The sequence below is a fragment of the Frateuria sp. GZRR33 genome (genome assembly GCF_051900425.1).
Classification (GTDB): Bacteria; Pseudomonadota; Gammaproteobacteria; order Xanthomonadales; family Rhodanobacteraceae; genus Frateuria_A.
This window is the reverse complement of record NZ_JBHZGK010000011.1, coordinates 20,852-42,924: the sequence shown is the minus strand read 5'-3', so window position 1 is coordinate 42,924 and position 22,073 is coordinate 20,852. Positions and strand designations below refer to the sequence as shown.

22 protein-coding genes and 1 tRNA gene are annotated in these 22,073 nt (G+C 67.7%); 11 read left to right on the top strand and 12 right to left on the bottom strand.

All coding sequences use genetic code 11. The features are described 5' to 3' along the window. The first annotated feature begins 3 nt into the window (after positions 1-3). Complete coding sequence (locus ACFWZU_RS13590) at positions 4-1,299, top strand: MFS transporter (protein WP_439702080.1); 1,296 nt, start codon at positions 4-6, stop codon at positions 1,297-1,299. 67 nt (positions 1,300-1,366) lie between these two features. Here the strand turns inward: ACFWZU_RS13590 and ACFWZU_RS13585 are convergent, their stop codons facing one another. Together ACFWZU_RS13585 and sbcB are read right to left on the bottom strand one after the other, a co-directional pair. Next, positions 1,367-2,062 carry a DUF2461 domain-containing protein gene (locus tag ACFWZU_RS13585; protein ID WP_439702079.1) on the bottom strand — a complete coding sequence of 232 codons (696 nt, stop codon included), beginning with the start codon at positions 2,060-2,062 and terminating at the stop codon, positions 1,367-1,369. A gap of 85 nt (positions 2,063-2,147) precedes the next feature. After that, the gene (gene sbcB / locus ACFWZU_RS13580) at positions 2,148-3,596 is read right to left on the bottom strand and encodes an exodeoxyribonuclease I (protein ID WP_439702078.1); all 1,449 of its coding nucleotides are present in this window, start codon (positions 3,594-3,596) and stop codon (positions 2,148-2,150) included. 72 nt (positions 3,597-3,668) lie between these two features. On the opposite strand from sbcB, the gene orn reads away from it, so the two are divergent. Genes orn through ACFWZU_RS13560 form a run of 4 tightly spaced genes read left to right on the top strand, consistent with a single transcriptional unit; the run spans position 3,669 to position 7,489 of the window. After that, positions 3,669-4,229 (top strand): oligoribonuclease, encoded by a 561-nt coding sequence (gene orn, locus ACFWZU_RS13575; RefSeq protein WP_439702077.1) that lies wholly within the window; start codon positions 3,669-3,671, stop codon positions 4,227-4,229. A 7-nt stretch (positions 4,230-4,236) separates the two neighbouring features. Beyond that, entirely contained in the window at positions 4,237-5,145 is a 909-nt protein-coding gene (gene folP, locus ACFWZU_RS13570) for a dihydropteroate synthase (RefSeq protein WP_439702076.1), read from the top strand. A gap of 47 nt (positions 5,146-5,192) precedes the next feature. Beyond that, positions 5,193-6,560, top strand: a complete 1,368-nt coding sequence (glmM, locus tag ACFWZU_RS13565) for a phosphoglucosamine mutase (protein WP_439702075.1) — start codon at positions 5,193-5,195, stop codon at positions 6,558-6,560. Beyond that, complete coding sequence (locus tag ACFWZU_RS13560; RefSeq protein WP_439702074.1) at positions 6,557-7,489, top strand: isopenicillin N synthase family dioxygenase; 933 nt, start codon at positions 6,557-6,559, stop codon at positions 7,487-7,489. The genes glmM and ACFWZU_RS13560 overlap by 4 nt, the downstream gene beginning before the upstream one ends. A 205-nt stretch (positions 7,490-7,694) precedes the next feature. On the opposite strand, the gene ACFWZU_RS13555 is transcribed toward ACFWZU_RS13560, so the two are convergent. Both ACFWZU_RS13555 and ACFWZU_RS13550 read right to left on the bottom strand, forming a co-directional pair. Next, positions 7,695-8,369 (bottom strand): DUF6445 family protein, encoded by a 675-nt coding sequence (locus ACFWZU_RS13555; protein ID WP_439702073.1) that lies wholly within the window; start codon positions 8,367-8,369, stop codon positions 7,695-7,697. Between the two features lie 57 nt (positions 8,370-8,426). After that, complete coding sequence (locus ACFWZU_RS13550) at positions 8,427-9,233, bottom strand: SDR family NAD(P)-dependent oxidoreductase (protein ID WP_439702072.1); 807 nt, start codon at positions 9,231-9,233, stop codon at positions 8,427-8,429. A 119-nt stretch (positions 9,234-9,352) separates the two neighbouring features. Between ACFWZU_RS13550 and tpiA the strand changes: the two genes are divergently transcribed. The 4 genes from tpiA (at position 9,353) to ACFWZU_RS13530 (ending at position 11,448) form a co-directional block, all read left to right on the top strand. After that, positions 9,353-10,102, top strand: a complete 750-nt coding sequence (gene tpiA / locus ACFWZU_RS13545) for a triose-phosphate isomerase (protein WP_439702071.1) — start codon at positions 9,353-9,355, stop codon at positions 10,100-10,102. A gap of 22 nt (positions 10,103-10,124) precedes the next feature. Further along, positions 10,125-10,562, top strand: a complete 438-nt coding sequence (gene secG, locus ACFWZU_RS13540) for a preprotein translocase subunit SecG (RefSeq protein WP_439702070.1) — start codon at positions 10,125-10,127, stop codon at positions 10,560-10,562. 14 nt (positions 10,563-10,576) lie between these two features. Continuing rightward, positions 10,577-10,661, top strand: a tRNA-Leu gene (locus ACFWZU_RS13535). A 136-nt stretch (positions 10,662-10,797) separates the two neighbouring features. Further along, a complete protein-coding gene (locus ACFWZU_RS13530; protein ID WP_231325814.1) occupies positions 10,798-11,448 on the top strand; it encodes a response regulator in 651 nt (216 codons plus the stop codon). Positions 11,449-11,609: 161 nt separating this feature from the next. Here ACFWZU_RS13530 and ACFWZU_RS13525 read toward each other — a convergent pair whose 3' ends face one another. Continuing rightward, the gene (locus ACFWZU_RS13525) at positions 11,610-14,567 is read right to left on the bottom strand and encodes an Rne/Rng family ribonuclease (protein WP_439702069.1); all 2,958 of its coding nucleotides are present in this window, start codon (positions 14,565-14,567) and stop codon (positions 11,610-11,612) included. A 340-nt stretch (positions 14,568-14,907) separates the two neighbouring features. Here ACFWZU_RS13525 and ACFWZU_RS13520 point away from each other — a divergent pair, with 340 nt between their 5' ends. Further along, a complete protein-coding gene (locus ACFWZU_RS13520) occupies positions 14,908-15,924 on the top strand; it encodes an RluA family pseudouridine synthase (protein ID WP_439702068.1) in 1,017 nt (338 codons plus the stop codon). Here the strand turns inward: ACFWZU_RS13520 and ACFWZU_RS13515 are convergent. Then, entirely contained in the window at positions 15,878-16,216 is a 339-nt protein-coding gene (locus tag ACFWZU_RS13515) for a 4a-hydroxytetrahydrobiopterin dehydratase (RefSeq protein WP_439702067.1), read from the bottom strand. The genes ACFWZU_RS13520 and ACFWZU_RS13515 overlap by 47 nt on opposite strands. 227 nt (positions 16,217-16,443) lie before the next feature. On the opposite strand from ACFWZU_RS13515, the gene ACFWZU_RS13510 reads away from it, so the two are divergent. Next, positions 16,444-17,049, top strand: a complete 606-nt coding sequence (locus ACFWZU_RS13510; protein ID WP_439702066.1) for an NfuA family Fe-S biogenesis protein — start codon at positions 16,444-16,446, stop codon at positions 17,047-17,049. Positions 17,050-17,339: 290 nt separating this feature from the next. Here the strand turns inward: ACFWZU_RS13510 and ACFWZU_RS13505 are convergent, their stop codons facing one another. The 6 genes from ACFWZU_RS13505 to ACFWZU_RS13480 all read right to left on the bottom strand — a co-directional run bounded on the left by ACFWZU_RS13505 (position 17,340) and on the right by ACFWZU_RS13480 (position 21,954). Further along, positions 17,340-17,693: a c-type cytochrome gene (locus ACFWZU_RS13505; protein WP_439702065.1), complete on the bottom strand. Its 354-nt coding sequence runs from the start codon at positions 17,691-17,693 to the stop codon at positions 17,340-17,342. 18 nt (positions 17,694-17,711) lie between these two features. Then, entirely contained in the window at positions 17,712-18,035 is a 324-nt protein-coding gene (locus ACFWZU_RS13500) for a c-type cytochrome (RefSeq protein ID WP_209618251.1), read from the bottom strand. Positions 18,036-18,168: 133 nt separating this feature from the next. Beyond that, complete coding sequence (locus tag ACFWZU_RS13495) at positions 18,169-19,395, bottom strand: TraB/GumN family protein (RefSeq protein ID WP_439702064.1); 1,227 nt, start codon at positions 19,393-19,395, stop codon at positions 18,169-18,171. An 80-nt stretch (positions 19,396-19,475) separates the two neighbouring features. Continuing rightward, positions 19,476-20,366, bottom strand: coding sequence for a carbon-nitrogen hydrolase (locus ACFWZU_RS13490; RefSeq protein ID WP_439702063.1), 891 nt, complete (start codon positions 20,364-20,366; stop codon positions 19,476-19,478). A gap of 88 nt (positions 20,367-20,454) precedes the next feature. Then, positions 20,455-21,492 carry an agmatine deiminase family protein gene (locus tag ACFWZU_RS13485; protein ID WP_439702062.1) on the bottom strand — a complete coding sequence of 346 codons (1,038 nt, stop codon included), beginning with the start codon at positions 21,490-21,492 and terminating at the stop codon, positions 20,455-20,457. Positions 21,493-21,618: 126 nt separating this feature from the next. After that, positions 21,619-21,954, bottom strand: a complete 336-nt coding sequence (locus ACFWZU_RS13480) for a hypothetical protein (protein WP_439702061.1) — start codon at positions 21,952-21,954, stop codon at positions 21,619-21,621. Positions 21,955-22,073: the final 119 nt, after the last annotated feature.

Genomic DNA, 22,073 nt, shown 5'->3' with positions numbered 1-22,073 from the left:
CCGATGAGCGCGACCCTCGTCGGCAACACCGATCGTCGCCTCGGACGTTCGGATCTGCGAACGCTGGCACTGGCGGCGCTCGGCGGGGCGCTGGAGTTCTACGACTTCGTGGTGTTCGTGTTTTTCGCGATCCCGCTCAGCAAGCTTTTCTTCCCGGCCGACAGCTTGGCCTGGCTGGCCCAGGTGAAGGTCTACGGCATTTTCGCCGCCGGTTACCTGGCGCGGCCGCTGGGCGGCATCGTGATGGCGCACTACGGCGACAAGCTCGGGCGCAAGCGGATGTTCACGCTGAGCGTGTTCCTGATGGCGTTGCCCACACTGGGCATCGGCCTGCTGCCGGTGTATGCGCAGATCGGCATGCTGGCGCCGCTGCTGCTGTTGCTGTTGCGGGTGGTCCAGGGCATCGCCGTGGGTGGCGAGGTACCGGGGGCATGGGTATTCGTCGCCGAGCACGTGCCGCCGCGGCGGATCGGCTTCGCCTGCGCCAGCCTGACATCCGGCCTTACCGTGGGCATCCTGATCGGCTCACTGGTCGCCGCAGGCCTCAACCGGTCGTTATCGCCGCAGGCGCTGCTCGACTACGGCTGGCGCTTGCCGTTCCTGATCGGCGGGGTGTTCGGCTTCCTGGCCGTCTGGCTGCGCCGCTGGCTGAGCGAGACGCCGGTATTCGAGGCGATGCATGCACGGCGGGAACTCGTCGCAGGGTTGCCGCTGGCGCAGGTAGCGGCCCGGCATCGACCGGCAGTGGTGCTGTCGATGCTGGTGACCTGGATGCTCACTGCGGCGATCGTGGTGTTGATCCTGATGACGCCTTCGCTGGTGCAGTCGGCGTTTGGCGTCGCCGCGGCCCGCGCGTTCCTCGGCAACAACGTGGCGTCGTTCGCGCTAGCAGTGGGGTGCCTTTTCTACGGCGGCCTGTCCGACCGGATCGGGCCGGCGCGGGCACTGCTGTTCGGCGCGGCCGGGTTGCTGGTGGCCGGATACGCGTTGTACCTGGACCTGGCGGCGGGCGGTACGCATTTCGTTGCGCTGTATGCACTGGCTGGATTTGCCGTGGGCGTGGTCGGCGTGGTGCCCGTGCTGATGGTGCTGGCGTTCCCGCCCGCGGTGCGGTTTTCCGGGCTTTCGGCCTCGTACAACGTCGCCTACGCGCTGTTCGGCGGGCTCACGCCGCCGCTGATCGGGCTCTTGGTGAAGCGCTTCGGCGTATTGGCGCCGGCTCACTACGTCGCTGCCACCGCCGTGCTCGGGATGGCGGTGGCGATGGTGTTGCTGCGTCGGCAGCGATCGACCCTGTAGGAGCGCACCTGTGCGCGACCGCGGACACCCCGGTCGCGCACAGGTGCGCTCCTACAGGAAGCCGCGACTAGAACTCGAGCTCCTGCGCCGCGCACAGGTAGTCGACCATCGGCGCGACACGCTTGAAGCTTTCGACCGCCCACGGCAGCAGTTCGGACGAGCAGGCGAACGCGTCGTCGAAGTTCTCGCCCGCGGCATAGTCCTTGCGCTTGAGGTCGTCGACAAGTTCGTGGCCGGGATCGAAACCGCGCGGCGGGCGGCTCAGGCTTTCGCCCCAGAAGCTCAGGCCTTCGAAGGCCTTGCCGCGGGTCGCACGCTTCCACGCCTCCGGATTTTCGGCCAGGAAGCCGCGGATGTTCTTGAGCGTGTCGGACTCCGGGTGCCACATGCCGCCGCCGGTGAAGCAGTCGCCCGGCTCGATGTGCAGGTAGAACGAGGGCGCCGGGATCTCGTGGCGGCGCGCATGGAAGAAGCGCGAGCCTTGCCAGGTCTTGTACGGCAGCTTGTTGTTGGAAAAGCGCGTATCGCGATGGATGCGGAACAGCGAGCCACCGTTCCTGCGTGCGTCTGCGCGGTAGTGCGGGCTGATCTTCGCCAGCGGGGCGGCCATGTCGGCGATCAGCGCCAGGAACGGCTCACGCACGTGGCGCTCGTAGTCGGGCTTGTGCGCGGCGAACCATTCGCGGCTGTTGTTGCGGCCCAGGGCACGCAGGAAGCGGAAGGTGGCGGGGGTGAAATAGGGCATCTGCCGATTATCGGTCATCCGTGCCCGCCTGGAGGAGCGCCGGCGGGCGCGACCCCACCGGTGGCGCGAGGCGGAGGTCCCGCGGGTCGCGCCCGAGGCACGCCTACAAGAGGTCGACGGCCATCGCCGGGATCGGAGCGAGTTCACGACGCCAGGCTTCGAGCTGGTCGAGCAGGGCAGTCTGGTCCGGCCGCTCCTGGCGCAGCACGGCGATGCGCGCAAGGTAATCATCCAGCGTGCGTGCGGTGAGCGGGGTGGGGCGTGTGAGACGCCTCAGCCTGAAGGCCTCCCAGCGCGCCTGCTCGTCCGCATCCAGGCTGTCGGGCCAGTTGCGTGCGCGATAGCGGAACAGAAGCTCCGGGTAGCGCGGGTCGCGGAACGGGAAGCCGCGCCGGCCCAACTGCTCCGGCGGCGTGGCGCGGACCTCGGCCAGCAGGCGCTTGTCGGCATCGGGCAGGAAGCCGCCGTAAAGCGCGAGTTCCGGATCTTCCGGCGCGGCCATTTCGGCAGAGCGGGCGAATACCCGGCGCAACTTGTCGACAAGGCCGTCGGCCGTGCGCAGCAGAGCGTGGTGGCGCAGGCAGCGCGGCAGGTCGAGCTTGAGTCGACCATGGTCCAGATCACGCAGCACCGACAACGGAGCCAGCGCCGGAGCACGGTTCGCGCGCACGGTGCGCAGCGGGATGCGCTCGATGCCCTCGGGCAGGTCCGCCCGCGCTGTGAAGATGCGGTCGGCGATGTCGTCCTCGTCCAGGTCGATCCAGGTCGCCGGGTCGGTGTCCAGGTCGTAGACAATCACCTCGCCCGCGCGGGAGGGATGCGGCGCCAGCGGCGCGATCACGGCCAGGCAGTGCCGGCTGGACGGGTAGCGCGAGGACACGTGCACCAGCGGCGTCATGCCCGCCACGTCGAGCAGGCCGAACACCTTCTGCTTGCGCCGGAGGTCGAAATGCCACTCCCACAGGCGCGGCTGGCGCACGCGGATCAGCCGCGCCAGGTCGATCAGCGCGTAGACGTCCGACAGCGCGTCGTGCGCGCGCTCCTGCCTGAGGTGGTTGGCCGTGGCCAGGTGTTCGAGCTTGAAACTGGGCGTGCCGTCCTCGCGGGTGGGCCAGACGATCCCTTCCGGGCGCAGCGCCTGGCACATGCGCACCAGGTCGATCAGGTCCCAGCGCGAGTTGCCGTTTTCCCATTCGCGCCCGTACGGATCGAAAAAGTTCCGGTACAGCAACTGCCGTGTGAACTCGTCGTCGAAGCGCAGCGAGTTGTAGCCCACGCCGCAGGTGCCAGGTGCGCCGAGCTGTTCGTGCACGCGGGCGGCGAATTCGGCCTCGGACACGCCCTCGCGCTCGGCCTGCTGCGGCGTGATGCCGGTGATCAGGCAGGCGTCCGGATCCGGCGCCATGTCGCGCGGCGGGCGGGCGAAGAACATCACCGGCTCGCCGACGATCTCCAGCTCCGCCGTGGTGCGGATGCCCGCGAACTGCGCCGGCCGGTCGCGCCGGCTGTCGGCGCCGAAGGTTTCGTAGTCATGCCAGAGGAAGGTCTGCATGGCTTCGATCATCGCATGGCACGGGGCCGTGGGCGGGCGCCTGCGCTAGACTGCGCGCTCCAAGGAGGACGCATGAACCAAGCGAACGACGACAACCTGATCTGGATCGATCTGGAGATGACCGGCCTGGATACGGACAACGATTCCATCCTGGAAATCGCCACCATCGTGACGGACAAGGAATTGAACGTGCTGGCCGAGGGGCCGGTCTTCGCGATCCGCCACGAGGTCGACCGGCTGGAGTCGATGGACAGCTGGAACCGCAACCAGCACAGCAAGTCGGGCCTGTGGCAGCAGGTGCTCGATTCGACCACCGACCACGCCCAGGCCGAGCAGGCCACGCTGGAATTCCTCAAGACGTGGACGCCGGCCGGCAAGTCGCCGATGTGCGGCAATTCGATCTGCCAGGACCGGCGCTTCCTGCACCGGCAGATGCCGCGCCTGGAGCGGCACTTTCACTACCGCAACCTCGACGTCTCGACACTCAAGGAGCTTTCGCGTCGCTGGTCGCCGCAGATCGCGCGCGGCCTGAGCAAGGAGTCGGCGCACACGGCGCTGTCGGACATCCGCGATTCGATCGACGAGCTGCGCTATTACCGCCAGCACATGGGCGCCCTGGGCGGGCAGGCCTGAGCGATCGATGTTCGACAACCCCTTTGCCACCGTGCTCGACTGCGCCGGCCGCGACCTGGTGCTGGATCGCCCGCGCGTGGTCGGCATCCTCAACGTCACGCCTGATTCGTTCTCCGATGGCGGCGCCTTCGCCGATACCGACGCAGCCCTGGCGCATGGCCTGGCGATGGCGGAGCAGGGCGCGGACATGCTGGACGTCGGCGGCGAGTCCACGCGGCCGGGGGCCGACGACGTCCCGGTCGAGGAGGAATTGCGCCGTGTGATCCCGGTGATCGAACAACTGGTCGCACGCACCACGCTGCCGATCGCCATCGACACCTCCAAGCCCGAAGTGATGCGCGCGGCGGTCGCCGCCGGCGCGGGCATGATCAACGACGTCTATGCGTTGCGCCGCGAGGGTGCGCTCGATGCGGCCGCCCAGCTGCGCGTGCCGGTCTGCCTGATGCACATGCAGGGCGAGCCGCGCAGCATGCAGGACGATCCGCAGTACGACGACGTGGTCGGCGAAGTCCACCGCTTTCTCACCGACCGCCTGTTCGCCTGCGAACTGGCCGGCATCGACAAGCGGCGCGTGCTGGTCGATCCAGGTTTCGGTTTCGGCAAGACACTCGAGCACAACCTGGCGCTGCTGCGTGCGCTGGAGCGTTTTGCCGACCTGGGCGCGGGTGTCTACGTGGGCCTGTCGCGCAAGTCGATGATCGGCACGCTCACCGGCCGTCCCTCCGGCCAAGCCCGCGCGGCCGGTTCCGCTGCCGCGGCGTTGATCGCCGTACAGCGTGGCGCGCGCATGGTGCGTGTACACGACGTCGCGCAAACCGTCGATGCGCTGGCGATCTGGCGTGCAGTGCGCGAAGGCGACACGCCGCCGCGCCGTGATACGCGTCCGCCGGCTCCACGCTGGCCAGACGAAGACTGAGATATCTAGGTGACGCCCGCCCCGTGGCGCCACCACAAGGAAAGCTGATGAGCACACGCAAGTATTTCGGCACCGACGGAATCCGTGGCCAGGTCGGGCAATGGCCGATCAGTGCCGATTTCATGCTGCGCCTGGGCCGCGCGGCCGGCGCGGTGCTCGCTCGCGGGTCGACCCGCAAGCCGATGGTGTTGATCGGCAAGGACACGCGCGTGTCCGGCTACATGTTCGAGGCGGCGCTGGAGGCGGGCCTGGTCGCCGCCGGCGTGGACGTGGGCCTGCTCGGCCCGATGCCGACGCCCGCCGTGGCCTTCCTCACCCGCTCGATGCGCGCGGCGGCCGGCATCGTGATCAGCGCCTCGCACAATCCGCACACCGACAACGGCATCAAGTTCTTCTCGGCGATGGGCGAGAAGTTTTCCGACGAGATCGAACAGGCAATCGAGGAGGAGCTGGACGCCGAGTTCGTCACGGTATCTTCCGAACAGCTTGGCAAGGCAACGCGGGTGGCCGATGCGGTGGCCCGCTACGCCGAGTACTGCAAAGCGACCGTACCGGAGGAGTTCACTCTGCGCGGCACGAAAATCGTGCTCGATTGTGCGCACGGCGCGACCTACCAGGTGGCGCCCAAGGTATTTGCCGAACTCGGCGCCGACGTGACCGCCATCGGCGACAAGCCGGACGGCTTCAACATCAACCGCGACGTCGGCTCGACCCATCCGCAGGCATTGCAGCAGGCGGTGCTGGCGCAGAGCGCCGATGTCGGCATCGCCTTCGATGGGGACGGCGACCGCGTGATCCTGGTCGACCGCAACGGCACCATTGCCGACGGCGACGACATCCTCTACGTGCTTGCACGCAGCCTGTTCGCGCGCGGTTGCCTGCGCGGGCCGGTGGTCGGCACGTTGATGAGCAACTACGGCCTCGAGCAGGCGCTGGCGGAACTCGAAGTGCCGCTGATCCGCGCCAACGTCGGTGACCGCTACGTGCTGCAGCAGCTGAAGGCCAATGGCGGCATGCTCGGTGGCGAGACCTCCGGCCACATCCTGTGCCTGGATCGCGCCACCACCGGCGACGGCATCATCGCCGCGCTGGCCGTGCTGGAGACCCTGGCCGCGTCGGGCCAGGACCTGGCGCTGGCGCGCCGGGGTCTGCAGAAGCTGCCGCAGGTGATGGTCAACGTGCGTGCGCCCGGTGCGCGCGAGGCACTGGCAAGCGATACCGTGCGCCATGCGCTGACCGAGGTCGAGCGCACGCTGCAGGGACGCGGGCGCGTCGTGCTGCGCGCGTCGGGTACCGAACCGCTGGTGCGGGTGACCATCGAGGGTGCCGATGCGGGCGAAGTGCAGCAGTTGGCCGGCTGGCTGGCCGACGCCGTAAAATCCGCCGCGCATGTGCACATGACGGAAAACCCATGAAGCAAGTCCCCACGCTCGACATCCGCCGCTACGAGACCGACCGCGACGCCTTCGTCGCGGAACTGGGCGCGGCCTACCGCCAGTTCGGCTTCTGCTGCATCAGTGGGCACGGCATCCCGCGCGAACTGATCGACGGCGCCTACCAGGCTTTCGAGCAGTTCTTCGCGCTGCCGGCGGAAACCAAGATGAAGTACCACGTGCCCGGTTCCGGTGGCGCGCGCGGCTATACCCCGTTCAAGGTCGAGACGGCCAAGGACAGCCGTTTTCCCGACCTCAAGGAGTTCTGGCACGTCGGCCGCGAGATCGCCCGCGACTCGAAGTTCGCCGACGTGATGCCGCCCAACCTCTGGCCCGAAGAGGTGCCGCAGTTCAAGCCTTTCGGCTACGGCCTGTACGAGGCGCTGGACCATCTCGGTACGCGCGTGTTGCGCGCGCTGGCGCTGCACATCGGCTTGTCCGAGAACTACTTCGAGGACAAGACCGACCAGGGCAACTCGATCCTGCGCCCGATCCACTACCCGCCGATCACCGAGGAAAACATTCCCAACGTGCGCGCAGGCGCCCACGAGGACATCAACTTCATCACCCTGCTGGTCGGCGCCAGCGCCGAGGGGCTGGAAGTGTTGAGCGAGGGCCAGTGGCTGCCGATCACCACCGAGGGCGATGCCATCGTGGTCAACATCGGCGACATGCTGCAGCGCCTGACCAACCATGTGTACCCGTCGACCTCGCACCGCGTGGTCAATCCGCAGAACGAGAACGCGCGCAAGCCGCGCTATTCGGTGCCGTTCTTCCTGCACCCGAATCCCGACGTCGTGCTCGACCCGCTGCCCGAATGCGTGACGCCGGACAATCCGAGCCGTTACGACACCTCGCTGTCCTCGCACGAGTACCTGATGCAGCGGCTGCGCGAGATCAAGCTGATCTGACGAGACCGCGCTGAAGGATCCCTCCCCCCGCACGCGGGGGAAGGATCCCGAAGGGCGGATGGGGCAACCGAGCGCGCGCCACCAGACTGGCGGCAGCGAAATGAGCTAGCGCTGCGAAGGTGGATCGCGTCGAGCAGTTGCTGGCGGCACCTTCCCCCATCGGGGGTAGAAGGCTCGCCAGGGCATCCGGCCCGCTACCTGCCCGCTACGCCATCCAGAAAAACACGGCGGTCATGCGCTTGCTCGCCATGTCCTCCAGCCCCCAGTACGCACTGGCGCTGTGCACGATATTGGCCTTGTAGACCAGCAGCCGGTTGAACCGGTGGGCCACGCGGACATCCTCGGCAAACGCATTGGGCATCACGAAACGGTTACCCAGCGCATCGACCAGGTTGCGATGCGGCGGCGCCACCATGTTGCCGCCCAGCTGGCCGTTGGGCATGCGTTGGCGGAAGAAGCTGGTGCCGCAACTGTCGGGCACCGCGGGGTTGAGGTACAGCACGGCCGCGTAGCGGCAGAGGTTGAGCGAATCGGTGTGCGGCTTGACCGCGCCTTCGACCGCGCCGACCACCTGCACGCAGTTGTGGTTGAGCTTCTGTCCGGCCTCGGTCTCGCCGACCCAGAGTTTCTTCGCACCGGTGACGCGCCTCACCTGGGCCTCGACGATAGCCAGTTCGTCCAATTCCAGCGCCGGCATGGTGCGCATCCCGGGCCAGACTTCGCCGGTGGTCGGGAAGCCGTACTCCCAGTCGGTCCGGGCCAGGCAGCGCTCGCGTACTGCCTTCGCGTCGGGCAGGACATCGTCGATCACCCAGTAATCGCGACCCTCGGTGGGCTTGCGGTAGGGAAGCGGGCGCATCTGGGTCGGGAACAGGCTCATGGCGGTCTCGCGAGCGGCAGGCGGGGGACGTTAGCGCAGTCGAACGGCATTGGCGCGTCAATCGAGTTGTCGGTAGCGACGGGACTCGCGTGCCGACAGCCACAGTGCCAGGCGGTCGGGCGTCAGCTTGGCCAGCGCCTTGATCGCCCGGTTCACGCGCCCGGTGACGTGCACGGCCTTGCCGCGCTCGACCGCTTCGATGCCCTCGCGTACCACGGTATCGGCGTCCTGCCACATGAAACGCGGCAGCTTGCCGACCAGCGCGCGGGTGCCGGTCACGTCATGGAATTCCGACCGGGTGAAGCCGGGACACAGCGCACAGACGTGCACGCCGTTGTGCCGGTTCTCCAGCGCCAGGGATTGCGAGAACTTGATCAGGTATGCCTTGCTGGCCGCATACAGCGTGTGGCCGGCCGATCCGGGCACATGTCCCGCCAGCGAGGCCACGTTGAGGATGCGGCCGTAACCACGCTCGCGCATTCCCGGCAGCAGGCGCCATGCCAGCTCGGTCGGTGCGCTGAGCAGCACCTGCAGGAAGTCCGCGTGCACGGGCCAGTCATTGGCATCGAACGTGCCCGGCACGCCATAGCCGGCATTGTTCACGAGCCAGTCGACCACCAGGCCCTGCTCCTGCAGGGCATCGACCAGCTGGCGCGGCGCGGTCGGATCGGCCAGGTCGGCAGGCAGGACGTGCGCCCGTGCGCCATGGCGCTCGTGCAGGTCTTCCGCCAGAGCCTGCAGGCGCTCGGTACGGCGCGCCACCAGCACGAGGTCGTGCCCTCGCGCCGCCAGTTCCCGGGCGAAGGCGGCGCCGATTCCGGCCGAGGCGCCGGTGACCAGACTGAGGGGGCGATCGGCGGGCATCGGCGTTTCCACGGAGCAGGTTCCGGCATGATCGCCGAGCGCGCGATCGGCGGCCAGCACCCGTTTGCCGGGCTGCAGGGCGGTCGCTATGCTTGCCGCTTTTCATCGGAAGGCATCGCATGCGCAGGAAACTCGTCGCCGGCAACTGGAAGATGCATGGCAGCCGCTCGATGGCGGAGGCCCTGGTGGCCGAGATCGCCGCGCAGCGCCCGCAGGAGGCCGACGTCCTGGTGTTCCCGCCTTTTCCGTACCTGGCCGAGCTCACTGCGCGCCACGGCGCCAGCGGCATCGGTTTCGGCGCCCAGGACGTCAGTGAGCACGAAGGGCAGGGCGCCTATACCGGCGAGGTATCGGCGGCGATGCTGGCCGATGTCGGCGCGCAGTGGGTGCTAGTGGGCCATTCCGAACGCCGCCAGTACCACCGCGAAAGCGACGGACTGGTGGCGCGCAAGTTCGCCGCCGCCTGCGTCGCGGGCCTCACTCCGATCCTGTGCATCGGCGAAACGCTGGACGAGCGCCAGGCCGGGCAGACCGAGGCGGTGCTTGCGCGCCAGCTCGGCGCCGTCTTCGCGCACTGCGGCATCGCGCCTTTCTACACCGCCGTGATCGCATACGAGCCGGTGTGGGCGATCGGCACCGGCCAGACCGCCTCGCCGGAACAGGCGCAACAGGCGCACGCGTTCATTCGTAGCCAACTGGAACGTGAGGATGGTATGATTGCCCGTCTGACCCGGCTGCTTTACGGCGGCAGCGTCAAGGCGGCGAATGCCGCGGCATTGTTCGCGCAGCCGGACGTGGATGGGGGCCTGATCGGCGGTGCTTCGCTCACCGCGACCGATTTCCTCGGCATCTGCGCCGCAGCGCATTGAAGCCTACGGATTCCTACAGAACATGTTCGTCATCTTCAGCGTGTTTTACATCCTGATCGCCGCGGCGATGATCGTGCTGATCCTCATGCAGCGCGGCGCCGGCGCCGACGCGGGCTCCGGTTTCGGCGGCGGCGCGTCGGCCACGGTATTCGGTGCGCGCGGCTCGGCCAGCTTCCTCACCCGCGCCACCGCGGTGCTGGCGGCGCTGTTCTTCCTGCTGAGCCTCGGCATGGGCATCTACCTGAGCCGCAACGGCGCGCCGCAGGCGGAGCAGGCCGACCTCGGCGTGATGTCCGGGCTTGCCAAGAAGCCCGCGCCCGCCCAGAATGCGCAGCCCGCGGCTCCGGCCAAGAGCAACGGCGACGTGCCGCAGGCTCCGGCGAGGAGCAACAGCGATGTGCCGACTGCCGGCGCTCCGGCAAAGTCGGACGTTCCCGCCCCGGCGGGTTCGACGAAGTAATACGCAACACACCTGCCCAGGTGGCGGAATTGGTAGACGCACTACCTTGAGGTGGTAGCGCCGAGAGGCGTGGGGGTTCGAGTCCCCCCTTGGGCACCAACAACGAAGCGGTCGTCATCTCCGCTCCCGAAAAACCCGCCACACGGCGGGTTTTTTGTTTGCGTGGCACGCGAACGCTTGCATTGCGGAGAGCGGCCACCTACTTTTCTTTCACTATTCCCAAGGAGGGCTTGAAGTGATCAACATCGTGCTCGTGGACGATCACGAACTGGTACGCACCGGCTTTCGCATGATCCTGCAGCAGCAGCCGGACGTACGCATCAAGGGTGAGGCAGGGACGGCGGAAGAGGGGTTGCGGCTGATCCGCACGCTGGCGCCCGACGTGGCGCTGGTCGACGTACACATGCCGGGGATGAGCGGCATCGAACTGACCGAGCGGGTGATCCGCGCCAAGCTCAACACCCACATCATCATCATCACCGTGGTCGACGACGCGCGCTTTCCCAAGCGCCTGCTCGACGCGGGTGCGCTGGGCTATCTCACCAAGGGCTGCTCGGCCGACGAGTTGCTGGTGGCCGTGCGCCAGGTAGCCAGTGGGCGTCGTTACCTGGCCCCGGCGGTGGCCCAGCAACTGGCCCTGGCCACGCTCGACGGCAATAGCGGCTCACCGTTTGACGCGCTGTCCAGCCGCGAGCTGGAGGTCGCCATGATGCTGGTCCGCGGCAAGCCGCTGACGGTGATCGGCGACCAGCTCAACCTCAGCCCGAAAACCGTCTCTACCTATAAGCAGCGCCTGATGGAAAAGCTGCAGGTCGAGCACGTCATCGGCCTCGCGCACCTCATGACGGTGCACGGGCTGCTCGACGCGCCCAACCAGGTCGGGTGAGGCACGCCCCAAGGCCGCCCTGCAAGCAGGGCGGGCCTTTCCCTCATGTGCGAGGCGCTTACCAGGAGTGCGCGCCGGGGTACACCACGATGGGCCGCCTGACGCGGACAAGAAAAAGCCGGACATGCGTCCGGCTTTTTTTCATGCCTCGATTTTGACCGTCAGCCCTGGGCTGCATCCCGCGGCGGGTGCCGGTCGCTCGGCGGCTCCTGCTCATCCTGCTCATCCGTCGCTTCGGTAGTCGGAAGCTCTGACGGGCGGGGAGCGTGTGCAAGCAGGTCGCCCTGCTTCGGGAGCACAGCAGGCGCTTCGAAGGCGGCCGACTGTTGCTGGTCTTCCGCATCGGCCTGGGTCTGCGCTGCTGCGGTGGCTACTCCCTCGGTGGCCGACGTCGAGGCATCGGTGGCCACGACCGGCGTCGCGGGCGCGTCCTCCACTGCCCCCGGCATGGCGTCGGCGGGCGGAGCCGCAGGAAGGGGGTCCTCAACGGGCGCTGCCGCGGCCGGCGTCATCGATGCAGGCGTGGATTCCTCGACGGCAGCCGCTGCCGGAATCGGCGGGAGCGGGGGGAGATTGAACGCGGTGGGCGCCGGCGCCGGCACGACCGCTTCAGGCAGCCTGGCTTCGACCGGCTGCGATTCGGCCAGCGGCTGGACCGCCGGTGCCGCCTCGGCCTGGGGCGATCGCGGTTCCGGCGTGACGGTCGCGGCCTTTGCGGCGGCCACGGCCGTCGGTGCGGCAGAAGCGATCGACGAACGCTGATCGGCCTTTTTCACCGGCGTATCGGACTCGTTCCCCTCGCGATCCTCGTCATCCAGCTCATCGAGCTGGGGCGACGCCGAATGCTGGACGATCGTTCCGTCTTCGTGGCGACGGCGGCGGCGACCACCACGACGGCCGCGGCGGCGACGCGGCTGGCCGCCTTCCGACTCGGGTTTGGTTTCCGGCGCCGCGGCATTGGCATCGGTCTGCGCAACGATGGGCGTCTCGATCTCCTTCATCGGATCGATCGCCGGCGAAGACTCCGCCGTGGCGGCCGGCTGTTCCGCCTGCGCCGGACGCGGGGCGCGTTCCGGCCTGGCCGGCGCCTGCTTGCGCGGTTCCTGGTTGTCGTTGCCGGCCGACGGGGCAGGGGCCGGCTTGGGCTGGCGCGGCTGCTGTTCCCTGGCCTGCTGCTGCGGCTGGCGCGGACCGGCCTCGTTGCCGCGCTGGCGCGGGTTCTTGCCAGAGCCGCCCTTGGGCTGCTGCTGCGACTGGCTCTGGTCCCGACGCGGGTTGCGCTGCGCGTTCTGGCCCTGCTGCGGGCGGCCGCGCTCGTCACGGCGACCCTGGCGCGCAGCCGGTTGCGCGGGTTGCTTGCGCTCGCTGGTTTCCGTCGACGCCGGCGTGGCGCTGCCGCGGAACCATCCCAGCAGGCGCGAAATCACGCCGCCCTGCGGAGCCGGCGCACTGGCCGGACGCGGACGCGGCGCCGCCGCGGGGGCTGGCGCCGGGGCTGGCGCTTCCTCGCGCACCGGCGCCGGGGTGGCCGGCACGATACCGCTCACCGCAGGCTGTTCGGAGCTTCCCAGGGTCTGGCCCATCTTCGGCACCGGTGCAGCCTCGACCGCGGTCAGGCGCTCGTAGCTGGGCTTGCTGTGTTCACCCATGTCCGCTTCGCGGATGCGCTGGATCTCGATGTGCGGGGTCTCGAGCTTGTCGTCCGCGACGATGACCACGTGCACCTTGTTGCGCAGCTCGATCTCGACCACGCTGGCGCGCTTCTCGTTGAGCATGAAGTTGGCCACCGCCGGCGGGGCCTGCACCAGCACCTGGCCGGTGTTGTCCTTCATGGCGTGCTCTTCGATCAGGCGCAGGGTCGAGAGCGCCAGCGATTCGATGCCGCGGATGTGGCCGTGGCCTTCGCAGCGCGGGCACACGATCTGGGTGGCCTCGCCCAGGCTCGGGCGCAGACGCTGACGCGACATTTCGAGCAGGCCGAAGCGGCTGATGCGGCCGATCTGGACGCGGGCGCGGTCGAGCTTGAGCGCGTCCTTCAACTTCTCTTCGACTTCGCGCTGGTGGCGCGGGCTGTCCATGTCGATGAAGTCGATGACGATCAGGCCGCCGGCGTCGCGGATGCGCAGCTGCCGGGCGATCTCCACCGCGGCCTCGCAATTGGTGTTGAACGCGGTCTCCTCGATGTCCGAGCCCTTGGTGGCCTTGGAGGAGTTGATGTCGATCGCGGTCAGCGCCTCGGTCTGGTCGATCACGATCGAGCCGCCGGACGGAAGGCGGACCTGGCGGTCGAACGCGCTCTCGATCTGGGTTTCGATCTGGTAGCGCGAGAAGAGCGGGGTGTCGTCCTTGTAGAGCTTGAGCTTGCGCAGGGCGTTGGGCATCACCTGCTGCATGAACTCGCGCGCGTCGTTGTAGAGCGACTCCTCGTCGATGAGGATCTCGCCGATGTCGTTGCGCAGGTAGTCGCGCAGGGCGCGGATGAAGAGCTTCGATTCCTGGTAGATCAGGAACGGCGCCTTCTGCTTGGCCGCGGCCTCGGAAATCGAGCGCCACAGGGTCAGCAGGTAGTCCAGGTCCCACTGCAGCTCTTCGGCGTCGCGGCCCATGCCGGCGGTGCGCACGATCAGGCCGACGTCTTCCGGAACGGTGAGATGGTCGAGCGCTTCCTTCAGTGCCTGCCGATCCTCGCCTTCGATCCGGCGGGAGACGCCGCCGGCCTTCGGGTTGTTCGGCATCAGCACCATGTAGCGGCCGGCCAGGCTGATGAAGGTGGTCAGCGCCGCACCCTTGTTGCCGCGCTCTTCCTTCTCGACCTGGACGACCAGTTCCTGGCCTTCCTTCAGCAGCTCGCGGATGCTGGACTTGTTCGGGTTCAGGCCCGGGGTGAAGTACTGGTCGGCGATTTCCTTCAGCGGCAGGAAACCGTGGCGCTCGGCGCCGTAATCGACGAAGCAGGCTTCCAGGGATTGCTCGACGCGGGTGATGCGGCCCTTGTAGATATTGGCCTTTTTCTGCTCGCGGGAGGGAATCTCGATATCGAGGTCGTACAGCGTCTGGCCATCGACAATGGCCACGCGCAACTCTTCACGCTGAGTTGCGTTGATCAACATGCGCTTCATTGTAGTTTTCTTCCTTCGGCCTGGCCGCGCGTCGCGTGCCACGGTGGCGCCTAACTCAGGCTGCCTGCCGGGATCGCGCCGCTGCGGGTGGCGGCAAATAAAACCGGCATCGTCCGACACCGGGGTGATTCGTGGCACGCGCTTCGCCGTCTCGCCACCCCCTGGCGGCGGACAACGGCATCCCGAACCGTTACGATATTTGGGAGTTTACGGCCGGCTGCCGGGGTGGCCACCGGCGCAATCCTCGCCTTTGGTCGCGGACGGGCGTCCCCGCCACGAACGAACTCGAAGGGGGACATAAAGCGCCCGCCGAGTATCCTATTACCCCAGGTTTTTTTCAATGCAGACGGTAACTTCCCATGACGCACCTCAAGGTGTGCGTCAAGTCGATATCGGCCCCGAGCGCGACGGCCAGCGGATCGACAACGCCTTGATGACCCTGCTCAAGGGGGTGCCCAAGAGCATGATCTACCGCCTGCTGCGCACCGGCCAGGTGCGCGTGAACGGCAAGCGGGCCAAGCCGGATACGCGTCTCAGTGCCGGCGATATTCTGCGGATTCCACCGGTTCGCACGGCCGAGAAGGCGCCCGAGCGAGGGCCGTCCGCCGACATGGTGGCCGCGGTCGCCGAGGCGGTGATCTTCGAGGACAAGCATTTCCTGGCGATCGACAAGCCTTCGGGCATCGCCAGCCACGGCGGGTCCGGCGTCAGCCACGGGGCCATCGAACTGCTGCGGGCCGCCCGCCCGGAGCAGCACCTGGAGCTGGTCCACCGGCTCGACCGGGATACCAGCGGCGTGCTGGTGTTCGCCAAGACCCGCGCCGGGCTCACCGGGCTGCAGGCGGCGATCCGTGCCGGTCAGGTGACCAAGCAGTACCTGTGCCTGATGGTCGGCCACCCGCCCAAGGCGCGTTTCGACGTCAACGCGCCGCTCTTGAAATCCGTGCTCCAGGGCGGAGAACGGATGGCAAGAGTGTCCGATAACGGCAAGCCGTCATTGACTTTTTTCCGCGAAATGGAGCAGCTCACCGGCGCTCGCCTGATGCAGGCGACGCTGGGCACCGGGCGCACCCACCAGATCCGCGTGCACGCCGCCCACATCGGCCATCCGTTGGCCGGGGACACCAAATACGGCGATCGCGAGGCCAACAAGCGCTTCCGCGAGAAGGGCCTGCAACGGCTGTTCCTGCACGCCGCTCACATGGGATTCGAACTGGAGGGGCGTGCCTATGGCTTCTCCGCGCCGCTGCCGGAGGACTTGAAGAAAGTCCTTGATGCCCTTGGCGATAAAGGAAAAAGCAATCGCTGGCTCAGGCCAGCAGCGCCTCGACCCGGGCCGCGCAAACAAAATCGTTGAGCGAAAGACCGCCCACGTCGTGGGTGGACCACAGCACCTGGCAATGGCCGTAACCGGCCTCGAGGTCGGGATGATGATCCTCTCGGTTGGCCATAAAACCGACCGCGTTGATGAAACCCAGCGTGCGGTGAAAATCGTCGAAGCGGAAGTCCTTGACGATGGCCTTGCCATCGTTCGCGAGCTGCCAGCCGGGTAGCTGCGCCAGCAATTCCTGCGCCTGGTCTGGCGTGATCGCGTGTTCCTTGCCCTTGCGCGGCTGGCAATGCTGGTTGGCGAGGTCGTTGCGGTTCATTGCGGGCTCCGGCCATGGAAAAAGACGAGGGTCCGAGTTGCGCGGGAAAAAGTCAAAACGCACATTGCAGGAGCCCGCTTGCGAGCGATGCTCTCCAGTCTGAACGCCAGGCATCGCCCGCAAGCGGGCTCCTACAAAAAGCGGGGCATCCGGACTTTTGGGTGAAACAGGACTAAAATGGTGCTGTTTCCGCCGGGCATCCCCACCGGCGCTGGAGAGTCCGTTCGATGATCGATATTTCCGACCGCGCGCAGCAGCATTTCCGCCGCCTGCTGGCCCAGCAGGGCGATGAGCTGGGCATCCTGCTGCGCGTGACCGCGCCGGGCACCCCGGCCGCCAACTGCGAGCTGGAGTTCTGCGAGCCGCGTGATCTCGGCGGCAACGAGTGGCTGGTCGAGTGCGAAGGGTTCAGCTTTTACCTGGAAGGCGACAGCGCGCGCTGGCTGGACGGCGCCAGCGTCGACTACGAGCCCAATCCGACCGGTGGCCAGCTCAACATCCGCGCGCCGCGCATCAAGGGGGAGATTCCTGGCGCGGATGCGGGCTTGATCGAGCGGGTGCGCTATGTACTCGAGGCCGAGATCAATCCACGGATTGCCTCGCATGGCGGGCGCGTGAGCCTGCTGGAGGTCACTTCGGACGGCGCCGTCCTGCTCCAGTTCGGCGGCGGCTGCCACGGCTGCAGCATGGTGGACGTCACGCTCAAGAACGGCGTGGAGAAGACGCTGCGCGAGCGGGTGCCGGAGATCACGGCGGTGCGCGATGCGACCGACCACAGCGGTGGGCGCAATCCGTACTACAAGGAACACGCCGGCAGCTCGGCGATGGGGTGAGACCTGGTCGGCGAAGAGGTGCTTTTGCTCCCTATCCCCTCCGGGGAGAGGGCTGGGGTGAGGGGCCGGGGCTCGCGATGATCTCCATCAGAAACGTCAGCGGGGCTTCTTCCCCCGACCGGCAGGCTGGCGTCTGAATCCGTGCATGGCGGTCGCGCACAGGTGCGCTCCTACAGGGTTTCCGCCCAGCCTTGGCCGCTCACCTCAACCCTCTCCCCGGCGGGAAGAGGGCGCGAACGAAAAAGGCCCGCTGGAAGCGGGCCTTTTGTTTTTGCTCGATTGGAGCTGGCTTACTTGTCGCCCTGGATGTGCCCGTCCAGCGTGTGCAGCTTGGTCGGCAGGCTGGAGAAGTAGGCGGCGACGTCTTCGATGTCCTGGTCGGACAGGGTGGCGACGAAGCCCTTCATGATCGGGTTGTTTCGGCGGCCGTCCTTGTACTCGTGCAGCGCCTGCTGCAGGTACAGGTTGTACTGGCCGGCCAGGCGCGGGTACTGCGGGTCGACCGCGTTGCCGTCGGCACCGTGGCAGGCGAAACAGGCGGCGGCCTTGGTCTTGCCGTTGTCGACGTTGCCTTCGGCCAGCAGCGCAGTGGAGGACAACGCCAGCACGGCGCCGAAGAAGAGCAGGGTGAGCGCACGCTTCATGCGGGATTCCTTCGAGGCTTACTTGGCGAGGCTGGAGAGATAGGCAGCGATGTCGTCGATGTCCTGGTCGGACAGACTCTGCGCCTGCGCCATCATGGTCGGATGCGTGCGATCGCCGGTCTTGTAGCCGTGCAGCGCGTTGATGATGTACTGCTCGTTCTGTCCGGCGATCTTCGGCACCGGATAGTCCGGGTACGCATTGGTGTAGCCGTCGATACCGTGGCAACCGTTGCAGGTGTAGACCAGCTTGCGGCCGTTGGCCTTGTCGCCCGCGGCGTGGGCGTTGCCAGCGGCGAGGAGGGCTGCGGCCACGGTCAGGCCGAGCAGTTGCAGTCGAATCATCGAGTCATTCCCACGCTTGGGGTACAAAGTCGCGGAAGTATAGTGTCTGCTTCACGCGACGGACAACTTGACGCAGCGCCCTGATGCAAATCAGGCGCATGGCGAGGCTCCCGTCACGCGCCCGGAGCAGTCCTCAGAACAGGCTCTTGAAGATCTGGATGCCGGCCGCGTATTCGCCGATCACGGTGCCCGCGCTGACCAGGATGAAGTTGAGCAGGGTCCGCGCCACGCGGTTCTTCCACCAGCCGGTCCACTCGGCGATGTCGTCGCGCAGTGTCTCGAAGTCGGCCACGCGCGGGCGGCGGATCCACGCTTCGGCCATGGCGCTGATGCCACCGGCGGGAATACCGGGCCGGAACGGCTTGATCGGAGCGGCGATGAAGGCGGCCAAGATGCTCAGCGGATGCCCGCCTGCCGCCAGGGCGCCCAGCGCGGCGCAGCCGCCGGTGAACAGGACCCAGTTGCGCAATGCCAGCGCGCCCAGCGAGGGATTGCGATGGAACGCATACGCGATCGCCGCGAACACCAGCAGCACCAGGCCCAGCGCCAGCCACTTCGGCCAGCGCGCCTTGGGCGGCAGCTTGGCCAGTTCGGCGATGCGCCGGGCCGGCGGCTCGTGCTGCTGGCGCAGGTGTCCGCACAGGCCCTTGAGGTGGCCGGCGCCGATCACCACCAGCACGCGGCGCACGGCGGGCGCGCCCTGCGCCTGCTCGCGCAGGCGCGCGGCCATGTATTCATCGCGCTCGCCGATCAGGCTGTTGTAGAGCGGTGCGGAATTCTGCGCGAACTCCCCGAACGCGCTTTCCAGCAGGTCGCCTTCCTTGAGCTTTTCGATCTCCTTCTCGTCGACCTGCTCGCGCTCGAACACGCTGGCAATCAGGCCACCGAGCAGGCCGAAGCGCGCCCACGTGCCGACGCTGCGCCAGGCGCGCTTGAGCGTGGTGCCGACCTCTCGATCGATCAGCCAGACCGGCAGGTTGGCGCGCTCGGCACCGTCCATCGCGGCCTTCATCTCGGCGCCGGGCTGGATGCCGTACTGCGCGGCCAGCCGCTGCTGGAAGGACGACAGCACCAGGCTTGCCGCCACCATGCCGACCTTGCCCTGGCGGATCACCTGGAACAGGTCCATCTGCTTGAAGGCATCGGGATTGCGCATGCCTTCGGCGCGGCTGGGACAGAGCTCCACCGCGATCGCGTCGAACGCCTCGTTGGCCACCAGCGCCTCGACCGCCGCCACGCTGGCGCGCGAGACGTGCGCCGTGCCCAGCACCACGTATTCCACGCCGTCGCGGGTGACGCGCTCCAGGGGCTGGTCGAGCAGCGGGTCGGGCAGGGCGACGTCGGAATCGGGGAGGGTCATGCGGGGTCCGGGATGCGGGTGGTGGGCGGCAAGCCCACCCTACAGGGGTGTTTCACAGGGTGGGCTTGCGCCCACCGATTTCAATCCCGATAGCGCTTGAGCAGGTCACTGTAGGCATCGATGCGCCGGTCGCGCAGGAACGGCCAGATCCGCCGCACGTGTTCGCTGCGCTCCAGGTCCACGTCGACCACCAGCAGCTCACGCCCGTCGGTACCGGCCCTAGCGAGAAACTCGCCCTGCGGCCCGGCCACGAAGCTGGTGCCCCAGAACTGGATGCCCGCGCCCACGCCGGACGGATCGGCTTCGTACCCGGTACGGTTGCAGGCGAGCAGCGGCAACCCGTTGGCTACGGCGTGGCCGCGCTGCACGGTCACCCACGCCTCGCGCTGGCGGTCCTTCTCCGCCTGCTCGTCGCCCGGGTCCCAGCCGATCGCCGTCGGATAGAGCAGTAGCTGAGCCCCGGCCAGCGCCATCAGCCGTGCGGCTTCCGGATACCACTGGTCCCAGCACACGAGGACGCCCAGCCGGCCGACCGAAGTGTCGATCGGCTCGAAGCCCAGGTCGCCCGGCGTGAAGTAGAACTTCTCGTAGAACGCCGGATCGTCCGGGATGTGCATCTTGCGGTACTTGCCGGCGATCGCCGCGGAGCGATCGAACACCACCGCGGTGTTGTGGTACAGCCCCGTGGCGCGCTTCTCGAAGATCGAGGCGACCACGACGAGCTTGAGTTCCTGCGCGAGCTTGCCGATGCGCTCGGTGCCCGGACCGGGGATGGTTTCGGCGAGCTCGAACTCGTCGACGCACTCGCGCTGGCAGAAGTACGGACCGTTGTGCAGCTCCTGCAGCAGTACGAGCTGCGCGCCCGCCGCGGCGGCTTCGCGCAGTCCGGCCTCGATCGCGTCGAGGTTCGCGTCGCGGCTGCCGCGGTTGGTTTCCTGCAGCAGCGCCACCTTGAGTGTCTTGCCGGTCATGCCTGTCTCTTGCCTTCGAGTCGAGACAGGCAGTTTAGCGGAGCGGGGCGATGCGGTTGTCGCCAAAGCGTTGGCGGGCGGCGTGCGTTCAGCCCAGCAAACCCGCTGGCAGCTGCATGGTGATGCAGTGCAGGCTGCCGTTCTGCCAGATCAGCGGACGGCAGGGCACCTGCACCACTTCGCGCCCCGGGTAGGCCGCCCCGATGATGCGGGCCGCCTCGTCATCGGAGGCATCGCCGTAGGCAGGCACGAGTACCGCGCCGTTGATCACCAGGTAGTTCGCATAGGAGGCGGCCAGCCGGCGGCCTTCGTCCAGGATCGGCTGCGCCCAGGGCAGCGGGGAGAGGCGATACGGCTTGCCCTCGGGCGTGCGCAGCGCGGCCAGCTCGGCAGCCATGCGTTCCAGCTCCTGGTGGTGCGGGTCGGCCGGGTCGTCGCAGGCTTGGAACACGATGCGCTCGCCCGGCGCGAAGCGGGCGAGGGTGTCGATGTGGGCGTCGGTGTCGTCGCCCTCGAGGTAGCCGTGGTCCAGCCACAGCACGCGCGGTGCATGCAGGCTTTCGCGCAGGATCGCATCCATCGCCTCGCGCGACTGCTCGGGGTGGCGCTGGTGCAGGCAGCGCCAGGTGGTCAGCACGGTGCTGCCGCCGTCGCTCTCGATGCCGCCGCCTTCCAGCGCCCAGTCCACGCGCTCGTGCGCTGCCGGGCCGAATACCCCGGCAGCGACCAGGCCGGCGACCAGCGCATCGTCCTGCTCGGCCCCGAACTTGCCGCCCCAGCCGGTGAAGCGGAAATCCGTGAGCTGGAAGCCCTGCGCGGAAACCAGCGTGATCGGACCGGAGTCGCGCAGCCAGGTGTCGTCGTACGGAAGCTCGACGAAGCGGATGCGTTCGAGGTCCACGCCCGAGCCACGCAGCGCGCCTTCGGCGGCCGCGCGTACAGCCTCGTTCGCGACGATCACGACCAGCGGCTGGAAGCGGGTAACCGCGGCGGCCAGCGCGGTATAGGTGGTATTCACCTCGGCCAGGCGCTCGGCCCAGTCGGTGCCTTCATGCGGCCAGGCGATCAGTACCGCGTCCTGCGGTTCCCATTCGGCCGGCAGGCGCAGGTTGGGGGAGGAGGTCATCGCGCGCTCGCTTGAAGTTTAAGAAACGGCGAAGTGTAGTTGACCGGCTGACACGGAGCGATGAGGCACGAACAAAAACGGACCCCCGCCTTGGCGGGGATCCGTTGTCCTTGCTCCCGGCGCGGTTTACTGCGCCGTCGCGGGATCGTGGTTGTTTCCGGCCGGGGTGTTGAGCACCGAATGGATCACGTGGTCGTGCTCGAAGTACACGATGAACGTCTTGTAGTCCCAGCGGTTGATGACCGGGTGCTTCTGGCTGTCGCCACCGCGCGGCTGCAGCTTGCGCTGGGGCGCGCCGTAGCGCTTCTCCACCTGCGCCATGGTCATGCCGCGGGTGGGCAGGTTCATGCCCTGTTCCTGCTGCACGCGATGGATCAGCAGGCTGTCGCCCGCGTGCGCGGCCATCGGCGCGCCGAACGCGATCGCGGCGAGCATCGCCAGACCGCCAGTGAGCTTGACCATGATTCCCCTCTCCACAAAGGTCCTGTGCGGCGCCGTTGTAGCAGATGTATGACAACCGCGCCACGGCGATCGCTGGCCTCTGCGATGGGCTAGGCATTCGAAGCCCGGCTATCATGGCG

Excerpts from the sequence above, each read along its gene's own strand:
- ACFWZU_RS13505 (WP_439702065.1), bottom strand. The coding sequence starts at position 17,693 with ATGAAGCGTGCGCTCACCCTGCTCTTCTTCGGCGCCGTGCTGGCGTTG.
- sbcB (WP_439702078.1), bottom strand. The coding sequence starts at position 3,596 with ATGCAGACCTTCCTCTGGCATGACTACGAAACCTTCGGCGCCGACAGC.
- glmM (WP_439702075.1), top strand. The coding sequence starts at position 5,193 with ATGAGCACACGCAAGTATTTCGGCACCGACGGAATCCGTGGCCAGGTC.
- ACFWZU_RS13555 (WP_439702073.1), bottom strand. The coding sequence starts at position 8,369 with ATGAGCCTGTTCCCGACCCAGATGCGCCCGCTTCCCTACCGCAAGCCC.
- ACFWZU_RS13495 (WP_439702064.1), bottom strand. The coding sequence starts at position 19,395 with ATGACCCTCCCCGATTCCGACGTCGCCCTGCCCGACCCGCTGCTCGAC.
- ACFWZU_RS13585 (WP_439702079.1), bottom strand. The coding sequence starts at position 2,062 with ATGACCGATAATCGGCAGATGCCCTATTTCACCCCCGCCACCTTCCGC.
- tpiA (WP_439702071.1), top strand. The coding sequence starts at position 9,353 with ATGCGCAGGAAACTCGTCGCCGGCAACTGGAAGATGCATGGCAGCCGC.
- ACFWZU_RS13520 (WP_439702068.1), top strand. The coding sequence starts at position 14,908 with ATGCAGACGGTAACTTCCCATGACGCACCTCAAGGTGTGCGTCAAGTC.
- ACFWZU_RS13550 (WP_439702072.1), bottom strand. The coding sequence starts at position 9,233 with ATGCCCGCCGATCGCCCCCTCAGTCTGGTCACCGGCGCCTCGGCCGGA.
- ACFWZU_RS13525 (WP_439702069.1), bottom strand. The coding sequence starts at position 14,567 with ATGAAGCGCATGTTGATCAACGCAACTCAGCGTGAAGAGTTGCGCGTG.
- ACFWZU_RS13510 (WP_439702066.1), top strand. The coding sequence starts at position 16,444 with ATGATCGATATTTCCGACCGCGCGCAGCAGCATTTCCGCCGCCTGCTG.
- ACFWZU_RS13490 (WP_439702063.1), bottom strand. The coding sequence starts at position 20,366 with ATGACCGGCAAGACACTCAAGGTGGCGCTGCTGCAGGAAACCAACCGC.
- secG (WP_439702070.1), top strand. The coding sequence starts at position 10,125 with ATGTTCGTCATCTTCAGCGTGTTTTACATCCTGATCGCCGCGGCGATG.
- orn (WP_439702077.1), top strand. The coding sequence starts at position 3,669 with ATGAACCAAGCGAACGACGACAACCTGATCTGGATCGATCTGGAGATG.
- ACFWZU_RS13590 (WP_439702080.1), top strand. The coding sequence starts at position 4 with ATGAGCGCGACCCTCGTCGGCAACACCGATCGTCGCCTCGGACGTTCG.
- ACFWZU_RS13560 (WP_439702074.1), top strand. The coding sequence starts at position 6,557 with ATGAAGCAAGTCCCCACGCTCGACATCCGCCGCTACGAGACCGACCGC.
- ACFWZU_RS13480 (WP_439702061.1), bottom strand. The coding sequence starts at position 21,954 with ATGGTCAAGCTCACTGGCGGTCTGGCGATGCTCGCCGCGATCGCGTTC.
- folP (WP_439702076.1), top strand. The coding sequence starts at position 4,237 with ATGTTCGACAACCCCTTTGCCACCGTGCTCGACTGCGCCGGCCGCGAC.
- ACFWZU_RS13485 (WP_439702062.1), bottom strand. The coding sequence starts at position 21,492 with ATGACCTCCTCCCCCAACCTGCGCCTGCCGGCCGAATGGGAACCGCAG.
- ACFWZU_RS13500 (WP_209618251.1), bottom strand. The coding sequence starts at position 18,035 with ATGATTCGACTGCAACTGCTCGGCCTGACCGTGGCCGCAGCCCTCCTC.
- ACFWZU_RS13515 (WP_439702067.1), bottom strand. The coding sequence starts at position 16,216 with ATGAACCGCAACGACCTCGCCAACCAGCATTGCCAGCCGCGCAAGGGC.